The sequence below is a fragment of the Anaerotignum sp. genome (genome assembly GCF_030625865.1).
In the GTDB taxonomy this organism is placed as follows: domain Bacteria; phylum Bacillota; class Clostridia; order Lachnospirales; family Anaerotignaceae; genus Chakrabartyella.
Genome location: NZ_DAOUQB010000035.1, coordinates 1 through 23,784, shown reverse-complemented (window position 1 = coordinate 23,784; position 23,784 = coordinate 1). Strand labels below are relative to the sequence as shown.

Below are 23,784 nucleotides of genomic sequence, written 5' to 3'. Positions count from 1 at the left end.
TTCTTCTTTGTCGAAGGCGTTGAAGGTTCAGTAGAATAATAGCTTAAAACAACAAATACATCATTCAAGGCTGCCATAGCAGGGCAGCCTTGAATAGCTAAGCAAGATAGCGTATATTTTGCTTAGCTATTCAATATATTTTTTTATAGGAGCACAGTATGCCGCAAGCAGTTGTACAAATGAAAAACATAACGAAAACTTTTCCCGGCACATTGGCCAACGACAACGTCAGCCTCACGCTTCATCAAGGCGAGATTCATGCACTTCTTGGCGAAAACGGTGCAGGCAAATCGACGTTGATGAACGTTCTCGTTGGTCTTTATAAGCAGGACAGCGGAGAGATACTGATCAACGGCGCAGTTATGAACTTTGTCTCGCCAAAGGACGCTATTGCCAGCGGAATCGGTATGATTCATCAGCATTTCAAGCTGGTAGAAGTTATGACAGCAAAAGAAAATATGGTTATGGGAAGCAAAGGGATTGCCTTACATGGCAAACAGCTTGCCAAAGAAATGCAGGCCATTTGTGATCAATACGGTCTGGATATTAAGCCAAACAAAAAAGTTTATGAAATGTCTGTGGGTGAGAAACAGACGCTGGAAATCATAAAGGTGTTATACCGAGGTGCAAAAATCCTTATTTTGGACGAGCCCACCGCAGTATTAACCCCACAAGAGATCAAGCGTCTTTTTGCCATTTTAAGAAACATGAAGGCACAAGGCTGTGCCATTGTTATCATCACCCATAAGCTGAACGAGGTTATGGAAATTTCCGACCGCATTACCGTTTTGCGCCGTGGACAATCCATCGAAACCGTAGAAACAAAAGATGTTGAAATCAACCCTTTGATTGAAATGATGGTTGGAAAAAAAGTAGATTTGGAGCTGGATAAACCCCATTGCTGTCAAGAGACTCCCTTATTAAAGGTAGACGGGCTTTACGTTTCCACGAAAGAGAATAAGCACGCCTTGGAGGATATTAACTTCGACTTATTTTCCGGCGAAATTTTAGGAATTGCCGGTGTTGCCGGCAGTGGTCAAAAAGAAATCTGCGAAACCATTGCGGGGCTTTTACCTGCGGAAAAAGGACGTATTTTCTTTGAAAATGCAAATATCTTGGGAAAAACCCCCAGAGATATTATCCGCCTTGGCATCCGTATGGGTTTTATCCCCGAAGATCGTCTGGGTATGGGCTTAGTTGGCTCTATGGATATGGTGCATAATATGATTTTAAGAGACTATCCCAATCAGCCCGGTTTTTTCCTTCATAGAAAAGAAAGCACAAAAAAAGCAGAGCGCTTAGTGGAGCAACTGGAAATCCTTACCCCAGGCGTACATCATCCCATTAAAAAGCTCTCCGGCGGCAATATTCAAAAAGTTTTATTGGGTCGTGAAATCGACTCCAACCCCAAAGTTTTAATTACGGCTTACCCTGCCCGTGGGTTGGATATCGGTGCATCTTATAAAATATATGATTTGTTGAACGAGCAAAAGAAAAAGGGCGTAGGCGTGCTGTTCATCGGCGAAGATTTAGACGTTCTCATGGCCCTTTGTGATAGAATTATGGTATTTTGCGGCGGTAAAATGACAGGTATCGTTAACCCCGAAGAAATTACAAAAGAAGATATTGGCCTTTTAATGGCAGGTGGTTCACTGAAACAGGAGGTGCAGTCATGATTCCTTTAAAAATCACAAAACGAGATGATTTGCCTCGCAATAAAGCAATCATGATTCGAACTTTTTCCGTGGCTCTTTCCATTGTTTTTGCAGGCCTTATTATTGCCCTTTTGGGATATAACCCAATTACAATCTTTACCTCCATGGTAAAAGGTGCCTTGGGTACCACCATCCGTATTCAACAAACCACGTTAAAGGCAATCCCTTTGATTATCACTTCTTTGGGTATTTTAGTGGCCTTTAAAATGAAGTTTTGGAATATCGGCGGTGAGGGGCAGATCATGATGGGTGCATTTGCAGCCTCAGCGGTTGCTCTAAACTTCGACTTACCTAAGCCTCTGATGCTTTTGTCCATGGCAATTGCGGCTATGATTATGGGTGGGTTTTGGGCATTCATTCCCGCTTTTTTCAAAGCAAAAATGGGTACCAACGAAACCATCTTCACTTTAATGTTGAACTATTTGGCAATTAAATTTGTGACCTACTTGCAGTACGGCCCATGGAAGGATCCTTCTTCCCAAGGCTTTCCTAAAGTTGCGGCGTTTTCTGATTCTGCAATCCTGCCCTCTGTTTTTGGTGTGCACATCGGTTGGATTATCGCATTGATATTAGTGGTTTTGGTTTATCTCTTCCTAAACCATACAAAAAAAGGTTATGAAATCTCCGTGGTGGGGGAAAGTATCGAAACTGCCCGTTACGCAGGCATGAATATTTCTTCTATCATTATTATTTCTATGATGCTTTCCGGCGGTCTGTGCGGCTTAACAGGGATGATTCAAGCTTCTGCCGTGGAGAAGACTTTATCTGCCTCCCTTTCTGCTAATTATGGCTTTACTGCAATTATCACCACATGGCTTGCAGGTTTGAATGCCATTGCTACGCTGTTTGTTTGTATTGCCTTTGCCATTTTGGTTCAAGGCGGAAACTATATTCAGATTTCCATGCAGGTACCGGCGTCCGTTGCGGATATGATTCAAGCCATCATCCTATTTTTCGTATTAGGCAGTGAATTTTTCCTGCAATATAAGGTTCATGTTCATAAATATTTAAAAGTAAAAAAGGAGGCGAAATAATATGTTAGTCGGTTTTCTTTCAGCTGCTATCATAGCGGGAACCCCCCTTCTTTTCGCCACCTTGGGTGAAATCTTTTCGGAAAAAGCAGGTCATCTTAACCTAGGGGTTGAAGGCATGATGTATATGGGTGCTATCATCGGTTTTATTGTAGGCCTAAATACCCACAATCCTCTCCTCGCCATGCTAGGGGCAATTTTGGCAGGAGCAATCGGCGCATTGCTATATGCCTTTCTTACGGTATCCCTTCGGGTGAATCAAACAGTATGCGGTTTAACACTGACTATTTTCGGTGAAGGCTTTGCCAGCTTTTTAGGCCAGCGTGTTATGGGCTCCATCGTCCCGGGAGATATCAAAGGCTTCTTTGTGGCAAGACCCATTCCCCTGCTTTCTTCCATTCCGTATATCGGGGAAATCTTCTTTCAGCAGGATATTTTTGTTTATATCGGATATCTGACCATCATTGCATCCGCCTATTATCTGTTCCGTACCAAAAAGGGGCTGAACCTCCGGGCTGTGGGGGAAAGTGCCGCAGCAGCAGATGCTTCAGGAATCAACGTATCTCTATATAAATATGTGCACATTCTTTTGGGAGGTGCATTGTGCGGATTAGGTGGGGCTTATATGTCCCTGGTGACCGTTCCCGTTTGGCAGGAACATATTATTGCCGGACGTGGTTGGATTGCCGTTGCCTTGGTCATTTTCGCTTCCTGGAACCCTATAAAAGCCTTGATTGGTGCATTTTTATTCGGTGGATTATCCATCTTGGGGTTCCGTTTGCAGAGCATGGGTATTCATATTTCTCAGTACCTAATCGATATGCTTCCCTATGCGGCAACCATTATCATTGTAATTATCAGTACAAGAAAAAATAAAAAAGAAGATATGCCTCCCGCTGATTTAGGTAACCCCTATTTCCGAGAGGAACGTTAATTTCTTACAGCGAAGAAAGCCTGTTTTCCATGGTATTTCCTATGGAACAACAGGCTTTTTTCTTTCAAAAAACATTTCTTGAGAGCATTCACTAAAATTGCACAAAAACCTCCCGATAAACCCTGATAAAATCCCCACTTTTACTGTTGAGAAAGCCTGATAGCTTTGTTATGATAAGCGGGTGTGACTTTTTCAAGTAATTTCTATTATTTCAATATTTTTCAGGCAATGAAAGGGGATATTGCTATGCTGCACAATTTTGCAGTCAGCTTAAAACAAGAATTTAAAGGGTACAATGCTTCCAAACTAACACAGGATTTGATGGCGGGTCTTACCGTTGCCGCCGTTGCTTTGCCTTTGGCCTTGGCTTTTGGTGTCAGCAGTGGTGCTGATGCGGCCGCCGGCTTAATCACCGCAATTATTGCAGGCCTCATCATGAGTCCTTTATCCGGCGGATATTATCAAATTTCAGGGCCAACGGGGGCAATGGCCGCAATCCTGATGTCTTTGGTCGCTACCTATGGCATGGAGGGGGTTTATATTGCCACCTTAATCGCAGGGGTCTTATTACTGCTTTCCGGATTGCTTCGCTTGGGTAAGCTGACTGCATTTATCCCCGCACCTGTAATTACCGGCTTTACTTCGGGTATCGCTGTCATTATCGCTTTGGGGCAAATTGACAATTTCTTTGGTACTTCCTCCCAAGGCACTTCAGCCATTGCTAAATTGTTCAGCTATGCAAGCTTAGGCTTCTCCCCCAATATAACCGCAGTGCTTTTGGGTGCATTTGTTGTTTTATTTATGGTTTTCTTCCCGAAAAAGTGGAACGCCATTGTTCCGGCGTCTTTGCTGAGCATTATTCTTGCCACCGCAGTATCCCTGCTTATGAAACTGGATGTGTCAGTCGTTGGAGAAATTCCAAAAACCCTGATTCCCGAAAGTCGTTTAACCTTATCCGCACTAAACTTAGAAACTGCGGGAAGTCTGGTTACACCAGCTATCAGTATTGCAATCTTAGGCATGATCGAAAGTCTTTTATGCGGTGCCAGCGCTGGAAGAATGACTGGGGTACGTCTGAATAGCAATCAAGAGTTAATCGCCCAAGGTGTAGGCAATATTTTACTCCCCTTTTTCGGTGGAATTCCCGCAACAGCGGCCATTGCCCGTACCAGTGTGGCAGTAAAATCCGGGGCAAGAACCCGTTTGGTGGGCATTTTTCACGCCGTTGGACTTTTGATTTCCATGTTTCTTTTGGCTCCCGTCATGTCCCAAATCCCTTTGGCCGCCTTAGCAGGGGTGCTTATGGTAACAGCTTGGAGAATGAACGAATGGGAATCCATCCATTATATTTTCTCTCATAAATTCAAGGGCGCTATGTTGGAGTTTGTTGCTACCATGGCAGCAACCATCATTTTTGACCTCACCGCAGCGATCTTAATTGGTGTATTAATTGGCTTGGTATTCCTGGTGACACGCCTTTCCTTCATTGAAATTAATTATGAAGACGTGGACATGAAACGCATGAACATAACCGATCCTGTTTTATGCGAAAGATATAACAACGCAAAAGTTGTATATATCACAGGACCCATGATTTTTGCAAATACCCAAGCAGTAACTGATATTGCCGCAAAAGTAGAAGGTGCAGATACCGTTCTGTTCTCTATGCGGGGCGTTTCTAACATTGATATCTCCTGTGCCCAAGCCCTACGGGAATTAATCCAAGGACTGCGGAATCAGGGTGTGGATGTGGCTCTATGTGGCTTACCCACTCGCACCATGAAAATGATGCAGCGAACGGATCTAAAAAATATTATTGGCGAGGAAAACTTCTACTGGAGCGTAGAACGGGTACTTCTTACAAACCGCGCCAAAGGAAAATTAGCAGCTTAAAACCAAAAATTCATTATAAAAGGGGTATTGCTTTCAATAAAGCAGTACCCCTGAGAGTGTCGATAAAGTCGACACCCTTTGAAAAAAGCTCAGTTACTTCAAGCTTTTTTCAAGTTAGCAGAGGACAAATAGATGTGTTCCTGCGACCAAAAGGTCTTGAAACGCCCTATTTTCCTCGGATGGGCAAAGCTCATCCTGCGGATTCTAGTTAGGAAACTCTTCGTTTCCCAAGCCCTTCTGTTTTTTTAATAGGTTTTTCGACAGTCTGAGGGGTATTGCTTTTAATAAAGCAGTACCCTTATTTTAAAAATAGGCTCTTCCTGTCTCTTTGTAATTCCTTTTGAAGTATGTTAATGCCCAATTCCTCTATAGCCGCAACTGTTGCAATGGTGCAGAGAAAAACTGCTGTAGTACCTATCCCCCAAAAATAATACAGCATAGGGAAAGCAAAAAGCAACGCCCCTGCTGCTTTATTCAAATAAGTATGTAAAAAAGCCAATGTTTGATACCGAAAGATTCCAATGGTAAATGTACACGCCTTTATTAAAAAAATTCCGCCCATCCAATACAATGCCCATTTGGGAAAAGATACCACCGGGAGAATCACATACAGCATCACGAAAACAAAAACGCAGTCGGCAATACTGTCCAGGGTTGCACCAAAAGGAGAACTCATTTCATACCTTCTTGCAACATATCCATCAAGCATATCGCTAATACCACAGAAAAAATATAATGCAAAAAAGGAGCCTGAAAATGGGACAACCGATAATAAGAAAACGGAACCAATGATCCTTGCAATTGTTATAACATTTGGAATAAAGCCCATTTCACCACCTCGAAAACATATGATTAATGGTAGACTAGCATAAAATTTTTATCTCCACAAGAAATTTTAGCAAAAGAGGGCAATATAGATCTTTTTTTCATTTGTCTATCCTTAAAGAAATTTCGTAAGCGCCTCCCTGCAAAAGCAAAGACACTTACGAAACTAAATTCATCTTATTTATTTTGAGGAATATCAGGAATTCCTGCAAAACCTTTTTCCAAATCCTCATCAGTAGGAATATAATCATTCATTACGCCGTCATTGAATTTTTCATAGGCAACCATATCAAAGTATCCTGTACCTGTTAAACCGAATAGAATTGTTTTCTCTTCCCCCGTTTCCTTACAACGAAGAGCTTCATCCATAGCAACACGAATTGCATGGGCACTTTCTGGTGCAGGCAAAATACCTTCTTCTCTGGCAAACATTTTCGCCGCTTCAAATACCACCGTCTGCTCCACGGAACGTGCTTCTATAAGACCCTGATGGAACAACTCCGACACAACAGGGCTCATGCCGTGATATCGCAAGCCCCCTGCATGATTTGCGGAAGGAATAAAGCCACTACCCAAGGTATACATTTTGGCTAACGGGGTCACCATGCCTGTATCGCAGAAATCATATACATACTTTCCTCTTGTTAAACTGGGGCAGGAAGCGGGTTCCACAGCAATAAACCGATAATCTCGCTCTCCTCTTAGTTTTTCCCCCATAAAGGGAGAAATAAGCCCTCCCAGGTTTGAGCCGCCCCCGGCACAACCGATGATGACATCGGGAACGATATCATATTTATCAAGGGCTGCCTTTGCCTCCAGCCCAATGACAGACTGATGCAATAAAACCTGGTTTAATACGCTGCCCAATACATAGCGGTATCCTTCCCTTGTTACTGCAGCTTCAACCGCTTCGGAAATGGCACAGCCCAGGCTTCCGGTGGTACCAGGATGTTCCGCCAAAATCTTTTTTCCAACCTCTGTTGACATGGAAGGAGAGGGTGTTACTTTTGCGCCGTAAGTTCGCATCACTTCTCTGCGGAAAGGTTTTTGCTCGTAGGAAACCTTAACCATATAAACATCGCAATCTAAGTCTAAATATGCACAAGCCATGGATAACGCTGTCCCCCACTGACCTGCACCCGTTTCTGTGGTTACACCTTTCAGACCCTGTTTTTTTGCATAATATGCCTGCGCAATGGCAGAATTCAACTTATGACTGCCACTGGTATTATTCCCTTCGAATTTGTAATAAATTTTTGCAGGTGTTTGCAATTTTTCTTCTAAACGGTAAGCACGAACCAAGGGAGATGGACGGTACATTTTATAATAATCCTGAATTTCTTGGGGAATATCAATATATGGCGTGGTATCATCCAACTCTTGTTCTACCAATTCTTCACAAAATACCGGTGCCAACTCCTCTGCCGTCATCGGTTCCAAAGTTCCCGGGTTCAATAAAGGCGCCGGTTTTTTCTTCATATCCGCCCGCACATTATACCATTGCTTTGGAATTTCCTGCTCATCCAGATAAATCTTGTAAGGGATCTCATTTTTCTTCATATTCTCTTCTCCTCTCAATACGATGATTTTCTTCGCCTGTTGGGAGATAGAAACTGTTTTTTTGCAACAAAAAAGCTCCTGTCCCAACAAATTTCTTTGCAGGGACAAGAGCAAATATACACTCCTGCGGTGCCACCCGGCTTGGTACAAATAAGTACCCTCTCATGACATACTAACATATGCCCTCGTTGGTAACGGAGTATCTGCTCCGGCTTGCATACTAAGGTTCTGCGCGCCCTCAGGAGGCCATTCCTCTCAAAAATTCACACCGCCGTTCCACCCTCGGCAGCTCTCTGTCGTTTCTTTTTGAAAGTACTCTTCTCCCTCATCGGTTTGTTGGATAAATCTTACGACGAAATTGTTTCTTTGTCAATACAAAAAATACTTTTCTACAGTTTTTCTTACCTTTCATTGGTTTTCGCTGCAATTTCTGGTTATTTTTTACATCTGATTTATTTTATAAATTTCGGTGAATATACAATATCCCATATCTCACCTTGTAAAACAAAACCCTTTTTCATAATTCCACCTCAAAAATCTTCTTGAAAAATATTTTTAGCGCCTCATATTTGGGACGAATCCCTACTGTCACAGAAAATCACTACCAATTGCTCCATAAAAAAAGGAGACAATTCCTTGTCCCCTTCCTTAATCTTAAAATTTTAAATCATCTGTATTTTCAGAACCCATGGGAATACCGCTTCCACATTTCGGACATTGAATTTCCGTTTCTGTTTCCATTGTTTCCTCATCTACATCAATTTCTTCGCCACAGTTTGGGCAGATAAAGGAATAGAAAAATATTGATTGATTTTCCTCATCTTCCCCATATTCGTCCAAACATTCCATATCTTCATCATCCATGAAAGTTTCCAGCATAAATGCCATATCATCCAGTACATCCAACATACCATGGAAAATCTTACCTTCCTTGCTGTTTTCGTCAAAGCCGCTTCCATCACACAGACCTCGAAGATACGTAATTTTTTTTTCAAAGTATTCCATGTCAAAAAGCCTCCTTATCCATACTGTCCGAATTGATCAAGAACTGTCAAGACTAAAAGAATAACAAAACCTCGCCAGAACATATGCAAACTTCCATCCACCTGCGGTGAGTGCCTTGCACATAACAAACGAGACTGTGCTTTATCTTATTAGGAGTTTGCTCTTCCTAAATATTCGCCTGTTCTTGTATCAATTTTAACCAATTCATCCTGATTGATGAACAAAGGTACCTGAATCTGTGCGCCTGTTTCCAAAATTGCCGGCTTTGTTGCACCCTGGGCTGTGTTGCCTGCAAAACCTGGCTCTGTTTCTGTAATTACCAATTCAACAAACAAAGGAGGTTCGATACCGAATACCTGACCATCGTAAGAAAGAATCTTCACAACTTCGTTTTCTTTTACGAATTTCAAGGAATCTCCAACCTCTGCAGCATTGATTGCAATCTGATCAAATGTTTCGGAGTTCATAAAATGAAATAAATCACCATCGTTGTATAAATACTGCATATCCTGTCTTTCAATATGTGCTCTGGGCATTTTTTCAGTAGGTCTGAATGTTTTTTCCAAAACAGCACCAGTCTTCAAATTTTTAATTTTTGTACGCACAAAAGCAGCACCTTTACCGGGTTTAACATGCTGGAATTCCAAAATCACATAAGGTGCGCCTTCGTATTCCATTGTTACACCATTTCTAAATTCACCTGCAGAAATCATTCGTATTTCCTCCTCAAATTCTTTACTTTCAGTCAAAAAATTCTTTCATTTATAACAGACAGCGCTTTTCAACACCTTGAAATCAGTTTGAGTTTCATCCCCCGCTGTTTTCTTTCGTAAGGCGCTTTTTTTCATCCTTACATAGTCCGTTAGCCTTTCATGCTTTCTTTTCTAAAAAATAAGCATATCCTTATATATTTTAATAGAAAACCCTTTAGATTTCAATAAAAACTTACCGAAATAGGGCATTTTCTATTATTTATTTTCCGTTCCGTTTAAAATATACCTTTAACACCTGTTTCTCCAAGCCTCTTTTCACCTTGGTAACCAACTGATCCCGCTTGCAAATGGGTGCAGTTAAGATGCAGGTAAGTCCGGCTCTGTGGCCACACCACATATCCGTAAAAATTTGATCTCCCACCATGGCCGTATTTTCCGCCGAAAGTTCCAGTTTTTCCAATGCATGCTTTAGCTTCTTCACCCCGGGTTTTCCCGCTTTGTGCACTGCCAATGTTTTTAGATTTTTCGCAAACAGCCGTACCCTTGTTTTGTTATTATTGGAAAGAATGCATAGGCGAAACCCTTGCTTTCTTAAAAATAAAAACAGCTCAATCAAATCATTTTCCGGCTCCGCAATATCAAAAGGTGCCACCGTATTATCAATATCAAACACCAACCCCTTGATGCCCTTGGCCTTTAACTCTTCCAACGGAAGTTCATAAACCGATTTCACATAAATATCAGGAAAAAAACGTTCCAAAATCATGTTATCCCAACCCTTCTCCGCCATTACCCCAAAAGGCATTTTCGTCTACATTTCCCAAGCGTTCTCCGCTTAAATATCGAACCATAATATCGTCTGCTTCACCGCTAACGCCATAAATCAGTTCAACTCGCTTTAAACGCATCGTATTTCGGGCACCGGAACGTATCCTTCCGCATATCACAACATTGATTGCCTCATCTATTAAAAACTGCCCCAAATCTTTTCTACCATTAAAAACAATTCCCTTTGACTTCACCAGCTCAATTTCCACATCGTATATGGTAAACTCCTCTGCTCTTGAAAAAACAGTTTCAATTCGTCCATCCCTTGTGGGTATCGCTACACGCAAAAAAATTCCCCCAATCAAAGACCTGTCTAATTTTTTCTTTTTCAATACTTCCTTGCTTGTCCCAAAAAAGTTGTATTGATTGATGTCCCTTTTATTCTAAAGAAAAGATTTTAAAAGGTCTCCTAAAACATATGGTTATTGTATCCGTTTTTTTGTAGGTTTGTCAATTTTCTATATATTTTTTTTGCATATATTTTGATAAAAGTGTAAAATACTACCTGTAAGTATTTCCACAAATAAAGGAGCTGATTTATATGGATGAAAGAATAAAAACTTTAGCATACAACTTAGTGAACTATTCTTGCCGCTTACAAAAGGGAGAAAAATTATTAATCAATTGTAATGGGATGCACCCTTCTCCCTTGGTGAAACAAATTATTAAAGAAATTTATAAGGTTGGCGGTACCCCTTTTTTACAGGTCATGACAAATTCTTTGGAAAGAGAATTGCTTTTGGGTGCCACAGAAGAGCAGCAAAAAATCATGGCGGAAGTAGACGGTCGTCTCATGGAACAGATGGATGCTTTTATTGGCGTTCGTGGGGAAGATAATATCACAGAACAATCTGATGTTCCAAACGAAAAACTGGATATGCAAAACCGTTTCTATACCGACCCTGTACACCATGGCATTCGTGTACCCCATACCAAATGGGTGGTTTTGCGCTACCCTACAAACTCCATGGCACAGTCTGCCCACACCAGCTTAGAAGACTTTGAAGACTTCTATTTTAATGTTTGTAATTTGGACTACAGCAAAATGAGCAAGGCCATGGACCCTTTGGTAGAATTGATGAATAAAACGGACAAAGTACGTCTTGTGGCCAAAGATACGGATATCACCTTTTCCATTAAAGATATTCCTGCTGTAAAATGCGCAGGCAAATGCAATATTCCCGATGGTGAAGTTTATACCGCCCCTGTAAAGAATTCCATTAACGGTGTCATTACCTATAACACCCCCTCAGAGTATAACAGCTTTACCTTTAAACAGGTGAAATTAACCTTCAAAGACGGTAAAATGATTGATTGCGATGGGAATGACAAGGCTCGTTTGGAAAAAATATTTGATACTGACGATGGCGCAAGGTATGTAGGGGAATTTGCCATCGGCGTAAATCCCTATATTACAAAACCTATGAATAATATCTTATTTGACGAAAAAATCGCCGGTAGTATTCATTTTACCCCCGGGAATTGCTATGATGATGCATATAACGACAACCACTCTGCCATCCATTGGGATTTGGTTCTCATTATGACACCAGAATACGGCGGCGGAGAAATTTGGTTTGATGATAAGCTGATTCGCAAGGATGGTCTTTTTGTCCTGCCGGAGCTTGAAGTCTTAAATCCGGATAATTTGAAATAAAGGCAAAAAAAGTAGAAAAACAGAACTTCTTTTATTGACAGAGTTCTTCCTATTATAGTAAAATCCTGTTATATAATAAACTGGCTACGAAAAGAAGAGTAAACGGTACGCTGTGTAAAAGAGAGCCTTAAAGGTAATACTTACCTTAGCTGAAAAAAGGTACACGGGCAACCGTTGAATATGGTCTTGGAGCTGCGCACCGAAAAGATTGAGTTCTTTAGGCTGCGACGGGTGGCGTCCGTTAGCGCGCAATGGTACGATGTACCTATTGAGGTCTTTTTTGTGAAAAAAAGATAAATTAAGGTGGTAACACGGTGAATAAACCGTCCTTTATGTTTTTTATAGAGGACGGCTTTTTAATTTCAAAAAGATTTACCTCTTGAAAGCCTGTCAAAAATGATTGTGCCTTGCAAAAGCCGCGCAAAATAAATGCTTCACACATAATAAGATTTCATCTGTTTTTGTGCAAAAATCGGACAAGTGCTGCCATTTTAGATAACATGAAAAGGAGAGAGAACAGTGGAAAAAGAAAAATTTTATATCACCACCCCCATTTATTACCCCAGTGATAAGCTGCATATCGGTCATTCCTATTGCACCGTAGCAACAGATACCATGGCTCGCTATAAAAGACTGCGGGGCTACGACGTTATGTTCCTTACCGGTACCGATGAACATGGCCAAAAAATAGAGCGTATCGCAAATGGCCAAGGCATGGAGCCAAAGGAATATGTCGATAATGTGGTTGTAGGCATCAAAGAATTATGGAAAACCTTGAATATTTCCTATGATAAATTTATCCGTACCACCGATGATTATCATGTAAAAGCCATTCAAAAAATCTTTACCAAGCTTTACGAACAGGGGGACATTTATAAAAGTTCCTATGAGGGCTGGTATTGCACCCCTTGTGAATCCTTCTTTACGGAACATCAGTTGGTAGACGGAAAGTGTCCCGACTGCGGCCGTGAAGTGGAATTGGTAAAAGAGGAAAGCTATTTCTTCCGCCTTTCCAAATATCAAGATCGTATTTTAAAACATATGGAGGAAAACCCGGAATTTTTGCAGCCCAATACACGTCTGAACGAAATGATCAACAACTTCTTAAAGCCCGGCCTGGAGGATTTGGCAGTTTCCCGTACCTCCTTCAAATGGGGTATTCCCGTTGAGTTTGATCCGGGGCATGTTGTTTATGTTTGGATTGATGCACTCTCCAACTATATCACTGCTATGGGCTATGGTTCTGACGATGATAGCCTGTTCCAAAAATATTGGCCCGCAGACATTCATGTAGTGGGCAAAGAAATCGTTCGTTTCCACTCCATCATCTGGCCTGCAATGCTGATGGCATTAAACGTTCCTCTGCCCAAGAAAATATTTGGTCATGGCTGGTTGGTTATCAATGGCGGTAAAATGTCAAAATCCGTGGGTAACGTTGTTGACCCTAACGTTTTGGTAGAAAAATACGGCGTTGATGCCATCCGTTACTTCCTACTCCGAGAAATCGCTTTTGGACAGGATGGTAACTTCAATAACGAAGCTCTCATTCAGCGTATCAACTCCGACTTGGCAAACGATTTGGGTAACCTTGTTTCCAGAACCGTTGGTATGATTGACAAGTATTTTGGAGGCAAGCTTCCCGATGACCGCACAGAAACAGCCTTTGATAAAGACTTGGAAACAATGGCACTAAATACTGCTGAAAAAGTAGAAGCTGCTATGGAAAAAATGTTCTTTAGTGATGCATTGGTTGAAATTTGGAACTTAATCCGTAGAACAAACAAATATATTGATGAAACCCAGCCTTGGATTCTTTGCAAGGATGAAGCAAAAAAAGGGGAATTGGCGAATGCTTTGTACCACGTTGCCGAAAGCATCAGAATTACATCTATTCTGATTCAACCTTTCATGCCAAATACCCCAGAGAAAATCTGGAAGCAATATAATATCGACAGCAACCTTGTGGATTGGGATATGACAAAAAAATGGGGTTTATTGCCCATAGAATTAAAAATTGAAAAAGGTGAAACCCTTTTCCCTCGTATTGATATGAAAAAAGAATTGGCAGCTTTGGAATCTGCAATTAAAGCTTCTCAATCTACTGCTGTTGCAAATCAGGGTAAAGAAGAAAAAAAAGAAGAGAAAAAGAAGCATGAGGAACCGGAATATCCTGCTGAAATTACCATTGATGATTTTTGCAAGGTACAGCTTAAGGTGGGCGAAGTAGTTGGAAGCTCCATTGTGGAAGGCTCCAAAAAACTTCTACGAAACATCATTAAGATAGGAGAAGAAGAAAGAGTTATCTTCTCAGGTATTAAACCATGGTATACCCCTGAAGAAATGGTAGGCAAAAAAGTAGTGGTTGCCTATAACTTAAAACCAAGAAAAATGATGGGTGAAATGTCCTATGGTATGATTCTTTGCGCCGACGACGGAAACGGCAATCTGAGTCTGTTAACCACTGAAAAGAAAGATTTCCCCAGCGGAAGTGGAATTAGCTAATGTATTTTGAATCTCATGCACATTTTGATGACAAACGGTTCAAAGATGATCGGGAGGAGCTCTTGGAGCTTCTCCCCTCTTGTGGCATAGACTATGTAATTAACGTCGGATGCGATGTAAAAAGCTCAAAAGAAAGCATTCGCCTTGCAGAGCGTTATGACTACATCTTTGCCGCTGTGGGTATCCATCCCCATGAATTATATGATATGTCATCAAAAACCATAGAAGAGCTCCGTCGGCTCTCGGAACATAAAAAAGTTGTTGCCATTGGGGAAATCGGTTTGGATTACTATTATGATACCCACCCAAGAGAGCTGCAACAGTTTTGGTTTCGCCAACAACTTCGTCTTGCGGAATCTGTTAACAAACCTGTAATAATTCATTCAAGAGATGCATCCCAAGAAACTTTTGACATTATCGCGGCAAGCAACGTTCGTCGAGGTTCCATACACTGTTACTCGGGTGCAGCACCCATGGCGATGGAATATGCAAAAATGGGCTTTTATATTGGTATTGGTGGAGTGATTACATTCTCAAACGCCAAAAAATTGATAGAAGTGGTGGAAGCGCTCCCCCTTGAGAAAATTTTAATTGAGACTGACAGTCCCTATTTAGCCCCTGCACCCAGCCGTGGGAAACGAAATGATTCCAGGAATTTGGAATATATTGTAAATAAAATTGCTAAAATTAAACAAACAACCCCCGAATTTGTGGCAGAAATTACTGGCAATAATGCCAAAAATTTATTCTTTTAAAAAAACGTTGCATAAATGTTACAAATGTGTTAATATACTATCTGTAGATTGAAGATATATCCATACGATATATCTTTATTTTTGCAGTTGTTTAAAAAAAGTAATGAAAAAACATGCGGAAGTGACGACTCCCCGTGTAAATACGACTGCGGCTCACTCCCTCCCAAGGGCTTGAGCAAGGGCATAAAAATCTATATGTCTATCATAAATACGAGAGGAGCAACCCCTGTATCCTTACCCACACAATAGGAAGGCGGGGAAATGTTCAAGGAGGAAAAAATGAAAACGCATCTTAGAGTATTTGCTATCGTGGTATTTATATTGGTGATTGGCTGCGGCTCTGCCTCTGCTTACAGCAAACTAGATACACAATCTGTCATCGTTAATCTGGACGGCGTACCTCGTATGGTATCCACAGATGCCCAAACCGTTGGCAACTTGCTGGAAGAACTTTCTGCTACCATTGATACAGAATATCTTTTAGAGAACTTTAGCGAAACAGACGCTGTAACAGATATGATGACTATTTCTCTCACGTCAGTAACCGAAAAAATTGTTGCTACAACAGATGTTGTACCTTATAAAACAATCGAAAAAGCTTCTACCGAATTACAGCCCGGTAAGCGTCGTATTGTTCAGGAAGGACAGGAAGGGCAGACTTCCATCGTAAGCAAGGAAGTTTACCACGGCGACAAATTAGTAAGTTCTGAACCTGTAGAGACAAAAGTTATTACAACCGCAGTAGATGAGATCATTGAGGTTGGTGCTTCCAACGTCGTTGACGGCATGACTTATAAAAAAGCAATTAATGCAAAAGTAACTGCATATACCCCTTATGACGCAGGCTGTAACGGCATTACAGCAACAGGGGCAAAAGCAACAAAAGGCGTCATCGCGGTAGACCCCAGCATAATTCCTTTGGGAAGCAAGGTCTTCGTTCCAGGCTACGGTGTCGCCATTGCGGCAGATACCGGCGGTGCAATTAAGGGTAACCGTATTGATGTTTGTTATGATACAAAAAATGAAGCATTTTCTTGGGGTGTACAGAGCGTAACGGTTTACGTTTTGGCATAACCGAAGATAGTGATATAAAATAAACCACGATACAAAAGACCAAGTCATTGACTTGGTCTTTTTCTATGTGTCTTCTATTAAAAAATCTTACAGATCTATAATTTCCGCATTTTGTACCGATTCCTCCAAGAGCCTGTCCAGTTCCGTCAGACGGCGTTCGGATTTTTCGATAAAATTTAATCTGGGCTTCGTTACAGGATGATTTGCCACAAAAACAGTACAACAATCCTCGTAAGGTCTTGCAGAAATCTCAAAGGTTCCGATTTTTTGGGCAAGGTTAACAATCTCCTGCTTATCCATACCAGCAAGGGGACGAAGCACAGGCATTTCACAAACTGCGTTAATGGCATAAATCCCCTGCATGGTCTGGCTGGCAACCTGTCCAACGCTTTCCCCGGTAATCAAAGCCATAGCATCATCCTTTTTCGCAATCATTTCTCCCGCACGCATCATAGCACGTTTTAAATGAATGGTTAGCTTATCATGAGCCACATTATCCAGCAAATATAACTGTAGCTCCGTAAAAGGCACTACATACAAGCGAAATTCTCCTGTAAAATCGGCAATTCTTTTCGCCAAATCAATTACCTTTTCCTTTGCCCATTCACTGGTATACGGGGGGCTGTGGAAATAAACACCTTCCACCTCAACGCCACGCTTTGCCATCATCCAAGTGGCTACAGGGCTGTCAATACCTCCGGAAAGGAGGCTAACCCCTTTGCCGGAACTACCATAGGGCAATCCGCCGTAAGTTTTGATTACCTTTGAATGCAGGTAGGTACTGTTTCTGATTTCAATATTCAAAACAACATCGGGATGATGCACATCTACCTTTAAATTGGGCATACGTTCCAATAAAAAAGCCCCAACCTCCGTATTTACCTCCATAGAAGGCATAGTAAAGCCTTGATTCGCTCTTCTTGTTTTAACTTTGAAAGATACGTCCTTGTCTCCATAGAACTCCTTCATATGTTGATAGGACTCCTCTAAAATCGTATCAAGGGACATATCAGCCAATCGTACCCCGGGGCATACCGCCACTAAGCCAAAAATAGGCTCAACCCGAGGAATAAGCAAGTCATAATCCAACTCGCCCCCTCTATCCTCAATAATCAGTCTGCCCGGATCTCTAACCACATAATATTTACCCAAAGGGTCAATATTTCTGCGAATTGCCGAAATCAGACGGTTAATAAAAATATAACGGTTGTTGCCTCTCATAGCAATCTCACCGTATTTTACAATTAAAACCTTCTCTGCCATAACTATCCCCTTTATCTATTATATTTTCGTAGAAATGGTACTTGCTCCTGCAATGCTGCTAGGCAAGTTTCAATCTCTTCCATGGTATTATACCTGCAAAAACTAAAGCGAATTGCCCCCTCTATTTCCGAAAATGGCATTCCCATTGCCGTTAAGACAGGGCTGCCAACTTTTTTCTTGCTATCACAAGCGGAGCCAGCGGAAACAAAAATGCCCTTGCTCTCCAAAGCATGGAGTAAAACCTCACTGCGGAGACCTTTAAATGTAACATTTAAAACATAAGGGCTTGCAGAATCTGAGTCGTCCCCGTTAATTTGAGTATTGGGCATGGCTAAAACTCCCTCAGTCAACGCCTTTTTCAAACTTGTCACATGGGCAATGCTTTCGTTTAAGTGGTTAAATGCCTCCTCAGCGGCAACACCCAATGCTGCTACAGCCGGGCCGTTTTCTGTACCTGCTCTTTGCCCTTTTTGCTGACCTCCCCCAAGAATCAAGGGTTTTACCTTCGTTCCTTTTCGCATATACAGCATACCTACGCCCTTTGGTCCGTGAATTTTATGCCCACTCATAGTCAAGAGGTCAATCTTCATTTTTTCCACATCAATAGGATATTTTCCAAAGGCTTGTACTGCATCCACATGAAAAAGAGTATGGGGATTTTTCTCCTTAATAAGCTTACCAATTGCCGCCCCATCCTGAACAACGCCTGTTTCATTGTTCACTAAAATTACACTGACAAGAACAGTATCCGGACGTATTGCCGCCGCCAGTTCTTCCAAAGAAATATGCCCTTTGGCATCCACGGAAAGCCATGTCACTTCACAGCCATCTTCCTCCAACGCCTTCATAGGATTTTTCACGGCAGGATGCTCGATTTCGGTGGTAATAAAATGCCTGCCTTGGCGACGATATCCCGCCGCAGTACCAAAAATCGCCCAGTTATCTCCTTCTGTACCACCGCTGGTAAAATAAATTTCATCTTCCTTGCAGTGAATGCCCCCAGCCAAAATCTGTGCTGCATGGCGAATTTCTTTTTCCACAGCCAAGCCCATAACACTTACAGACGCAGGGTTTCCATACTGCTCGCAAAGCATATAAGTCATTTTTTTCGCTACAGCAGGCAAAGCACTTGTTGTCGCAGCATTATCCAAATAAATCATTTGAGTTCCTCCTAACCTAGTTCGTACAGCAAAATGGCTATGGCAGCCATTCCAGCCGTCTCTGTACGCAAAATTCTTTTGCCCAAGGTAACAGGCAACACCCCCGCATCCATGGCAGCTTGAATTTCCTCTTCTGTAAAACCGCCCTCAGGGCCGATAAAAACGCCAATCTCCTCCCCAACGAAACCTTCCACAAAGGAACGTATTCCTCTATTTTCTTCTTTTTCATAGGGGATGATTGCCCCAGACAAGGTTTTAACCTCTTCCACCGCTTGAGAAAAGCGTAATACCTTTGGTGCAATTTGGGGAATTTTCCCCCTTCCGCTTTGTTTTGCCGCAGACTCTGCAATTTTTTGCCAACGTTCCAGTTTTTTTTCTTCTTTTTTGTCCAGCTTCACGATACATCGTTCCGTAGAAACTGCCACAATACGATCTACACCCAATTCTACGCATTTTTGAATAATCAATTCCATTTTATCTGCCTTGGGCAAACCTTGGTAAAGGGTAATTCTGGTTTTTGGCTCCGACTGACAAGGTTGGCTACGGATAATCTCCGCTGTAACACCTTCGTCCAAAGCCGAAATTCGGCAAAAATAATCTGTTCCCATACCATCGCATACCGTAATTTCTTCCCCTTCACGACTACGCAATACGGTTTTTATGTGCTTTGCATCTTCTCCCGTCATATGAATCAAATTATTTTGAATTTGATAAGCTTCTACAAAAAATTTCGGCATCTTTTATCCCTCATATCGAGCCGCAATGGCTACCCAACCTTTTTTCTCTTTTACATCCAGCACAGTATATCCACCCTGAGCCAAAGCAGAAAGCACATCCTCTTTTCGCTCTATAATAATTCCGCTGCAAAGGAAAATTCCGCCGTCTTTTATATAATCAGGCACCTTTTTTGTCAGAGCGATAATGACATCAGCCACAATGTTGGCCTCCACCATGTCATATTTTTTTCCGCTATATTTTTTATGAAGCGCCTCATCTTCTAAAATATTGCCGGCGCATACATGATACTTTTCTCTGGGAATTTGGTTTCTGTCACTATTTTCATAAGCAATTTGAATGGCATTTGGGTCAATATCCACGGCATCCCCTTCCTTCGCTTCCAATAAAAGAGAAGCAATAGATAATATGCCGCTGCCACAACCAATATCCAAAACCATATCGTCTTTTTTCAAATAAGTTTCAATCAATTCCATACAAAGCTGAGTTGTTTCATGGGTTCCTGTGCCAAAAATATGACCGGGATCAATCTTCAAAATCACCTTATCCGTGGGCTCCGTTAATTCCTCCCATGAAGGTTTAATCATGATTTTATCCCCTACGGGAAAGGGCTTAAAGTATTTCTTCCAATTGTTCGCCCAATCCTCTTCCTGCACATTCTTCATAGTCATTTCCAAAGAGCCTAAATCCAACTCTTTTTCCTGTTCTTTTCCTACAGCCAAGGCACTCTTAATTTGTGCTAACTGCTCTCTTCCATACAAATTGTCTCTAAGAAAAAATGTAATTCCCGTTTCTAACTTTTGTTTTTCTTCCACTAATTCCTCAGCAATATAGTCCCAATCTCTATTGGGGGATTCCAAAAACTCCTGAAAATCCGCCTCATCACTAATCATTAATCCTGTCAATCCGCACTCATATAGTATCCCAGCCACTGGTTCTAGCCCTGTTTGGCTTACTGCTATAAAAACCTCAATCCATTCCATGGTTTTTCTCCTTTTTCGCATCCGAAAACGAATATTTACATCCGCTTCTATTTTTAATCAAAATAAAAAACCGCTGGGACACACTCTCATAAAGAAGCAACTTTTACTTCCTTACGGGAGAGCATCAAGCGGCTCTTTCCCTATCAGTCGCCGCAATTGCGTCAGACTTCGTCCTCAAAAATTTTGCAAACCTCATGGTAGCTTTCCGGTGTGCCAATATCATAGCACTCCCCTGTAAAGGTATAGGCATATACTTCCTTTTTGTGGTATAGCCATGCAGGAAAATTCCCCGGTGCATCCGGCTTATTCCCCTCTGCCAAATATTTTTCAATAAAAGGTACCGTCTCCTTTTTATAAAGGTATGCGGCAAACACAACGGTATTTGACTTAGGGTGCTCCGGCTTTTCTTCAATATCTAATACCATGCCTTTTTCGTCCAAAAGAGCGATTCCGAATTGAGATAAGGAAGATTCATCTTCCCAAACCTTGACGCAAACACAGTCCCTGTCTTTTGTATAAAAAAAATCAACATAGTCCTTTAGGGAATAGGTAAAGAAATTATCCCCCGCAATCACCATCAGTTCGTCATCGATTTTCTTCTGTTCAACGACAAAGGCAATATCTCCAATGGCGCCACGTTTGTTACTATCGTCCGTTGTACCGTCATTTAAAATGGAAATAGGAACCTTACTGTTTACCGTTTTTCCCCATTCCAAAAACTGCTCATAAAAACGGCTATTGGTAACCACATAAATTTCATCCAATCCATCCACATGGTTCATTTCTTCAATAATATAATTTATAATAGGCTTTTTATTAATCGGAAGCAAAGCCTTAGACATATGCAAGGTTAAAGGATAGAGCCTTGTTGCATAGCCTGCCGCCAGTATAATGGCTTTCATATTTGCGCCTCCTTCTTTTACTCCAACTCCACATTCTCCCCAAAAATATCTTCTACAATCTGCCGAAAAACCTTCGGTAATGGCGCGACTAAGGTCTTTCCCTTTAAATAAGCCAAAGACCCTCTTGTGTCAGAAAACTCAAATCTTGCTCCATGCAAAAATTGATTTGACAATGCAAAATCCTGTCGAAACTTCTGATTCAACTCGGTATTTCCATATTTACGGTCTCCCACAACCGGATGCCCTATGGATTGCATATGGGCACGAATTTGATGGGTTTTTCCTGTAATCAAGTGTATTTCCAAAAGGGTATACCCCTTGCCATATGCCAAGGGACGGTATCGGGTAATACTTTCTTTGCCATCAATTCCCGCTTCCTTTGAAATACGTACTTGATTTTTCCCTTCTTCTTTGGAAAGAAAGGCAGAAATTTCACCGGCTTCCTTCACTTCACCCTTTACCATAGTAAGATAATATTTGTCCACCTGCCGATTTCGGATGGCTTCATTTAAGCCTTGTACCCCCTTTAGGGTTTTTCCTGCCAATACAATGCCACTGGTATTTCTATCTAAACGATTGCATAATGCAGGAGTAAACGCAGACTGGGGTGATGGTGTATACTGTCCCTTTTGATAAAGGTAAAATAATACCTGATCGATTAATGTATCCTTATCATCGCCCTTTTCCGGATGGGTCAAAAGCCCTGCCGGTTTTGCCACTGCCAAAATGTCATCATCTTCATAAATGATACCAAAATGGCGTTCTGCCTCAGCAATGGTCTTTTCCTCCATAAAAGATGCAATGGTTTCTTCGGAAAGATACAGCAAAAGGGAGTCGCCCCCTTGGAGCAACTCATTTCCTTCTGCCTTTTTTCCGTTATATTTGATGCGCTTTTTCCGCAGCATCTTATAAATAAAGGCTTTGGACGCCTTATTCATATATTTCAGCAGGAATTTATCCAGCCTTTGATTTTCTTCATTTTTGGTAATCTTGATCTCTTTCAAATCTCTCTCCTTCAGCTATGAATCCAAGCAAGATATGCACTGATAAAGTTATCAATTTCCCCATCCATCACTGCCCCTACATTGCCGGTCTCTTCGCTTGTACGATGATCTTTTACCATAGTATAAGGCATAAAAACATAAGAACGAATCTGGCTGCCCCAACCGATTTCTTTTACATCCCCTCTAATCTCAGCAAGCTTTTGCATCTGCTCTTCAAGTTTCAACGCAAGGAGCTTACTTTTCAGCATTTTAAAGGCTCTGTCTTTATTGCTGAACTGACTTCGCTCATCCTGACACTGTACCACGATTCCCGTAGGGAAATGGGTAATACGGATAGCGGAAGAAGTTTTATTAACGTGCTGGCCACCGGCACCGCTGGCACGATAAGTGTCAATACGGATATCGTCGGGCTTTACCTCTATTTCGCTGTCATTTTCAATTTCGGGCATAACATCGCAGGATGCAAAGGATGTATGTCTTCTGCCTGAACTGTCAAAAGGCGAAACACGAACCAAACGGTGAATCCCCTTTTCGGATTTTAAATAGCCATAAGCATTTTCGCCGTTCACCTGAATGGTAACGGATTTCAAACCGGCTTCTTCTCCATCCAGCATATCCAAAATTTCCACTTCATAGCCTGCCTTAGCCGCCCATTTGCTATACATACGGAACAGCATATTGGTCCAGTCGCAGGCTTCAGTCCCGCCTGTACCGGCATGAAGGGTAACAATGGCATTATTACGGTCATATTCCCCGTCAAGCATTGTGGCAATATGCAGTTCCTCATAGTTCTCTTCGAAACTATCCCGCATTTCCTTTACTTCTTCATATATACTTTCGTCCTGTTCCTCAATGCCCATTTCGATTAAGGTCAGAATATCTTCGTATAAGGTAACCAGAGATTCATATTTACCAACTTTGCTTTTCAAGGCTTTTAACTGTTGTAACGTTTTTTGACTTTTTTCCAGATCTCCCCAAAAATCAGGGTCTGCCGAAAGTTCTTCTAATTCAGTAATCTTCTCCTTTGCGCCAGCAACGTCAAAGTGAAGCCCCCATTTCCTCTAATTTTTCGTCGTAAGCAGTAAGCCCAAGACGGATCTGTTCTAACTCGAACATGTAAAAATCAACTCCTTTAAAATAAAAAATTTATAGTTATATAAGGTCAAGTTCTCGGGACTCTGTCCCGAACCCTGCAAGCCTTTTCGAAGGCTTGAGCGAAACTTTATATGCAAAAATATATATTTT

The 23,784-nt window shown here is 41.5% G+C and carries 21 protein-coding genes and 2 other annotated features; of the genes, 8 read left to right on the top strand and 13 right to left on the bottom strand.

From position 1 onward, the window contains the following. Nucleotides 1–158: 158 nt before the first annotated feature. The 4 genes from P9Q65_RS10230 (at nucleotide 159) to P9Q65_RS10215 (ending at nucleotide 5,573) form a co-directional block, all read left to right on the top strand. The gene (locus P9Q65_RS10230) at nucleotides 159–1,676 is read left to right on the top strand and encodes an ABC transporter ATP-binding protein (protein WP_304509330.1); all 1,518 of its coding nucleotides are present in this window, start codon (nucleotides 159–161) and stop codon (nucleotides 1,674–1,676) included. Next, on the top strand, nucleotides 1,673–2,749 hold the full coding sequence (locus P9Q65_RS10225; RefSeq protein WP_304509329.1) for an ABC transporter permease: 1,077 nt from the start codon (nucleotides 1,673–1,675) through the stop codon (nucleotides 2,747–2,749). Before P9Q65_RS10230 ends, P9Q65_RS10225 begins: the two co-directional genes overlap by 4 nt. 1 nt (nucleotide 2,750) lies before the next feature. Continuing rightward, complete coding sequence (locus P9Q65_RS10220) at nucleotides 2,751–3,680, top strand: ABC transporter permease (protein WP_304509328.1); 930 nt, start codon at nucleotides 2,751–2,753, stop codon at nucleotides 3,678–3,680. A gap of 246 nt (nucleotides 3,681–3,926) precedes the next feature. Next, on the top strand, nucleotides 3,927–5,573 hold the full coding sequence (locus P9Q65_RS10215; RefSeq protein WP_304509327.1) for a SulP family inorganic anion transporter: 1,647 nt from the start codon (nucleotides 3,927–3,929) through the stop codon (nucleotides 5,571–5,573). Nucleotides 5,574–5,871: 298 nt separating this feature from the next. Here the strand turns inward: P9Q65_RS10215 and P9Q65_RS10210 are convergent, their stop codons facing one another. The 6 genes from P9Q65_RS10210 to P9Q65_RS10185 all read right to left on the bottom strand — a co-directional run bounded on the left by P9Q65_RS10210 (nucleotide 5,872) and on the right by P9Q65_RS10185 (nucleotide 10,791). Beyond that, nucleotides 5,872–6,402 (bottom strand): CDP-alcohol phosphatidyltransferase family protein, encoded by a 531-nt coding sequence (locus P9Q65_RS10210; protein WP_304509326.1) that lies wholly within the window; start codon nucleotides 6,400–6,402, stop codon nucleotides 5,872–5,874. Between the two features lie 173 nt (nucleotides 6,403–6,575). Next, on the bottom strand, nucleotides 6,576–7,958 hold the full coding sequence (locus tag P9Q65_RS10205; protein ID WP_304509325.1) for a TrpB-like pyridoxal phosphate-dependent enzyme: 1,383 nt from the start codon (nucleotides 7,956–7,958) through the stop codon (nucleotides 6,576–6,578). Between the two features lie 97 nt (nucleotides 7,959–8,055). Beyond that, nucleotides 8,056–8,296 (bottom strand) — a binding site (T-box leader). Between the two features lie 316 nt (nucleotides 8,297–8,612). Then, on the bottom strand, nucleotides 8,613–8,963 hold the full coding sequence (locus P9Q65_RS10200; RefSeq protein ID WP_304509324.1) for a CD1247 N-terminal domain-containing protein: 351 nt from the start codon (nucleotides 8,961–8,963) through the stop codon (nucleotides 8,613–8,615). Between the two features lie 149 nt (nucleotides 8,964–9,112). Next, a complete protein-coding gene (gene efp, locus P9Q65_RS10195) occupies nucleotides 9,113–9,676 on the bottom strand; it encodes an elongation factor P (RefSeq protein ID WP_304509323.1) in 564 nt (187 codons plus the stop codon). Between the two features lie 259 nt (nucleotides 9,677–9,935). After that, on the bottom strand, nucleotides 9,936–10,466 hold the full coding sequence (locus P9Q65_RS10190; protein WP_304509322.1) for a YqeG family HAD IIIA-type phosphatase: 531 nt from the start codon (nucleotides 10,464–10,466) through the stop codon (nucleotides 9,936–9,938). Further along, nucleotides 10,444–10,791, bottom strand: coding sequence for a NifB/NifX family molybdenum-iron cluster-binding protein (locus P9Q65_RS10185; RefSeq protein ID WP_304509321.1), 348 nt, complete (start codon nucleotides 10,789–10,791; stop codon nucleotides 10,444–10,446). Before P9Q65_RS10185 ends, P9Q65_RS10190 begins: the two co-directional genes overlap by 23 nt. Before the next feature lie 254 nt (nucleotides 10,792–11,045). Here P9Q65_RS10185 and P9Q65_RS10180 point away from each other — a divergent pair, with 254 nt between their 5' ends. The 4 genes from P9Q65_RS10180 (at nucleotide 11,046) to P9Q65_RS10165 (ending at nucleotide 16,492) form a co-directional block, all read left to right on the top strand. Further along, nucleotides 11,046–12,161 carry an aminopeptidase gene (locus tag P9Q65_RS10180; protein ID WP_304509320.1) on the top strand — a complete coding sequence of 372 codons (1,116 nt, stop codon included), beginning with the start codon at nucleotides 11,046–11,048 and terminating at the stop codon, nucleotides 12,159–12,161. A 77-nt stretch (nucleotides 12,162–12,238) separates the two neighbouring features. Then, nucleotides 12,239–12,495: a binding site (T-box leader), on the top strand. 185 nt (nucleotides 12,496–12,680) lie between these two features. Further along, nucleotides 12,681–14,663: a methionine--tRNA ligase gene (gene metG / locus P9Q65_RS10175; protein WP_304509319.1), complete on the top strand. Its 1,983-nt coding sequence runs from the start codon at nucleotides 12,681–12,683 to the stop codon at nucleotides 14,661–14,663. After that, a complete protein-coding gene (locus P9Q65_RS10170) occupies nucleotides 14,663–15,418 on the top strand; it encodes a TatD family hydrolase (RefSeq protein ID WP_304509318.1) in 756 nt (251 codons plus the stop codon). Before metG ends, P9Q65_RS10170 begins: the two co-directional genes overlap by 1 nt. Before the next feature lie 279 nt (nucleotides 15,419–15,697). Continuing rightward, nucleotides 15,698–16,492: a G5 and 3D domain-containing protein gene (locus tag P9Q65_RS10165; RefSeq protein ID WP_304509317.1), complete on the top strand. Its 795-nt coding sequence runs from the start codon at nucleotides 15,698–15,700 to the stop codon at nucleotides 16,490–16,492. 87 nt (nucleotides 16,493–16,579) lie between these two features. Here the strand turns inward: P9Q65_RS10165 and thiI are convergent, their stop codons facing one another. The 7 genes from thiI to prfB form a co-directional block, all read right to left on the bottom strand. Next, nucleotides 16,580–17,755 carry a tRNA uracil 4-sulfurtransferase ThiI gene (gene thiI / locus P9Q65_RS10160; RefSeq protein WP_304509316.1) on the bottom strand — a complete coding sequence of 392 codons (1,176 nt, stop codon included), beginning with the start codon at nucleotides 17,753–17,755 and terminating at the stop codon, nucleotides 16,580–16,582. An 11-nt stretch (nucleotides 17,756–17,766) separates the two neighbouring features. After that, nucleotides 17,767–18,915, bottom strand: a complete 1,149-nt coding sequence (locus P9Q65_RS10155; RefSeq protein ID WP_304509315.1) for a cysteine desulfurase family protein — start codon at nucleotides 18,913–18,915, stop codon at nucleotides 17,767–17,769. A gap of 11 nt (nucleotides 18,916–18,926) precedes the next feature. Further along, entirely contained in the window at nucleotides 18,927–19,652 is a 726-nt protein-coding gene (locus P9Q65_RS10150) for a 16S rRNA (uracil(1498)-N(3))-methyltransferase (RefSeq protein WP_304509314.1), read from the bottom strand. A 3-nt stretch (nucleotides 19,653–19,655) separates the two neighbouring features. Next, on the bottom strand, nucleotides 19,656–20,633 hold the full coding sequence (gene prmA / locus P9Q65_RS10145) for a 50S ribosomal protein L11 methyltransferase (RefSeq protein WP_304509313.1): 978 nt from the start codon (nucleotides 20,631–20,633) through the stop codon (nucleotides 19,656–19,658). A 161-nt stretch (nucleotides 20,634–20,794) separates the two neighbouring features. Continuing rightward, the gene (locus P9Q65_RS10140; protein WP_304509312.1) at nucleotides 20,795–21,535 is read right to left on the bottom strand and encodes a nucleotidyltransferase family protein; all 741 of its coding nucleotides are present in this window, start codon (nucleotides 21,533–21,535) and stop codon (nucleotides 20,795–20,797) included. Nucleotides 21,536–21,552: 17 nt separating this feature from the next. Then, nucleotides 21,553–22,539, bottom strand: coding sequence for an RluA family pseudouridine synthase (locus P9Q65_RS10135; RefSeq protein ID WP_304509311.1), 987 nt, complete (start codon nucleotides 22,537–22,539; stop codon nucleotides 21,553–21,555). Between the two features lie 11 nt (nucleotides 22,540–22,550). Further along, nucleotides 22,551–23,655, bottom strand: a protein-coding gene (gene prfB / locus P9Q65_RS10130) for a peptide chain release factor 2 (RefSeq protein ID WP_304509310.1) whose coding sequence is annotated in 2 segments (ribosomal slippage) — nucleotides 22,551–23,579 and nucleotides 23,581–23,655 — 1,104 coding nt in all. Because the reading frame shifts where the segments join, the coding sequence is not laid out codon by codon here. Between the last annotated feature and the right edge of the window lie 129 nt (nucleotides 23,656–23,784).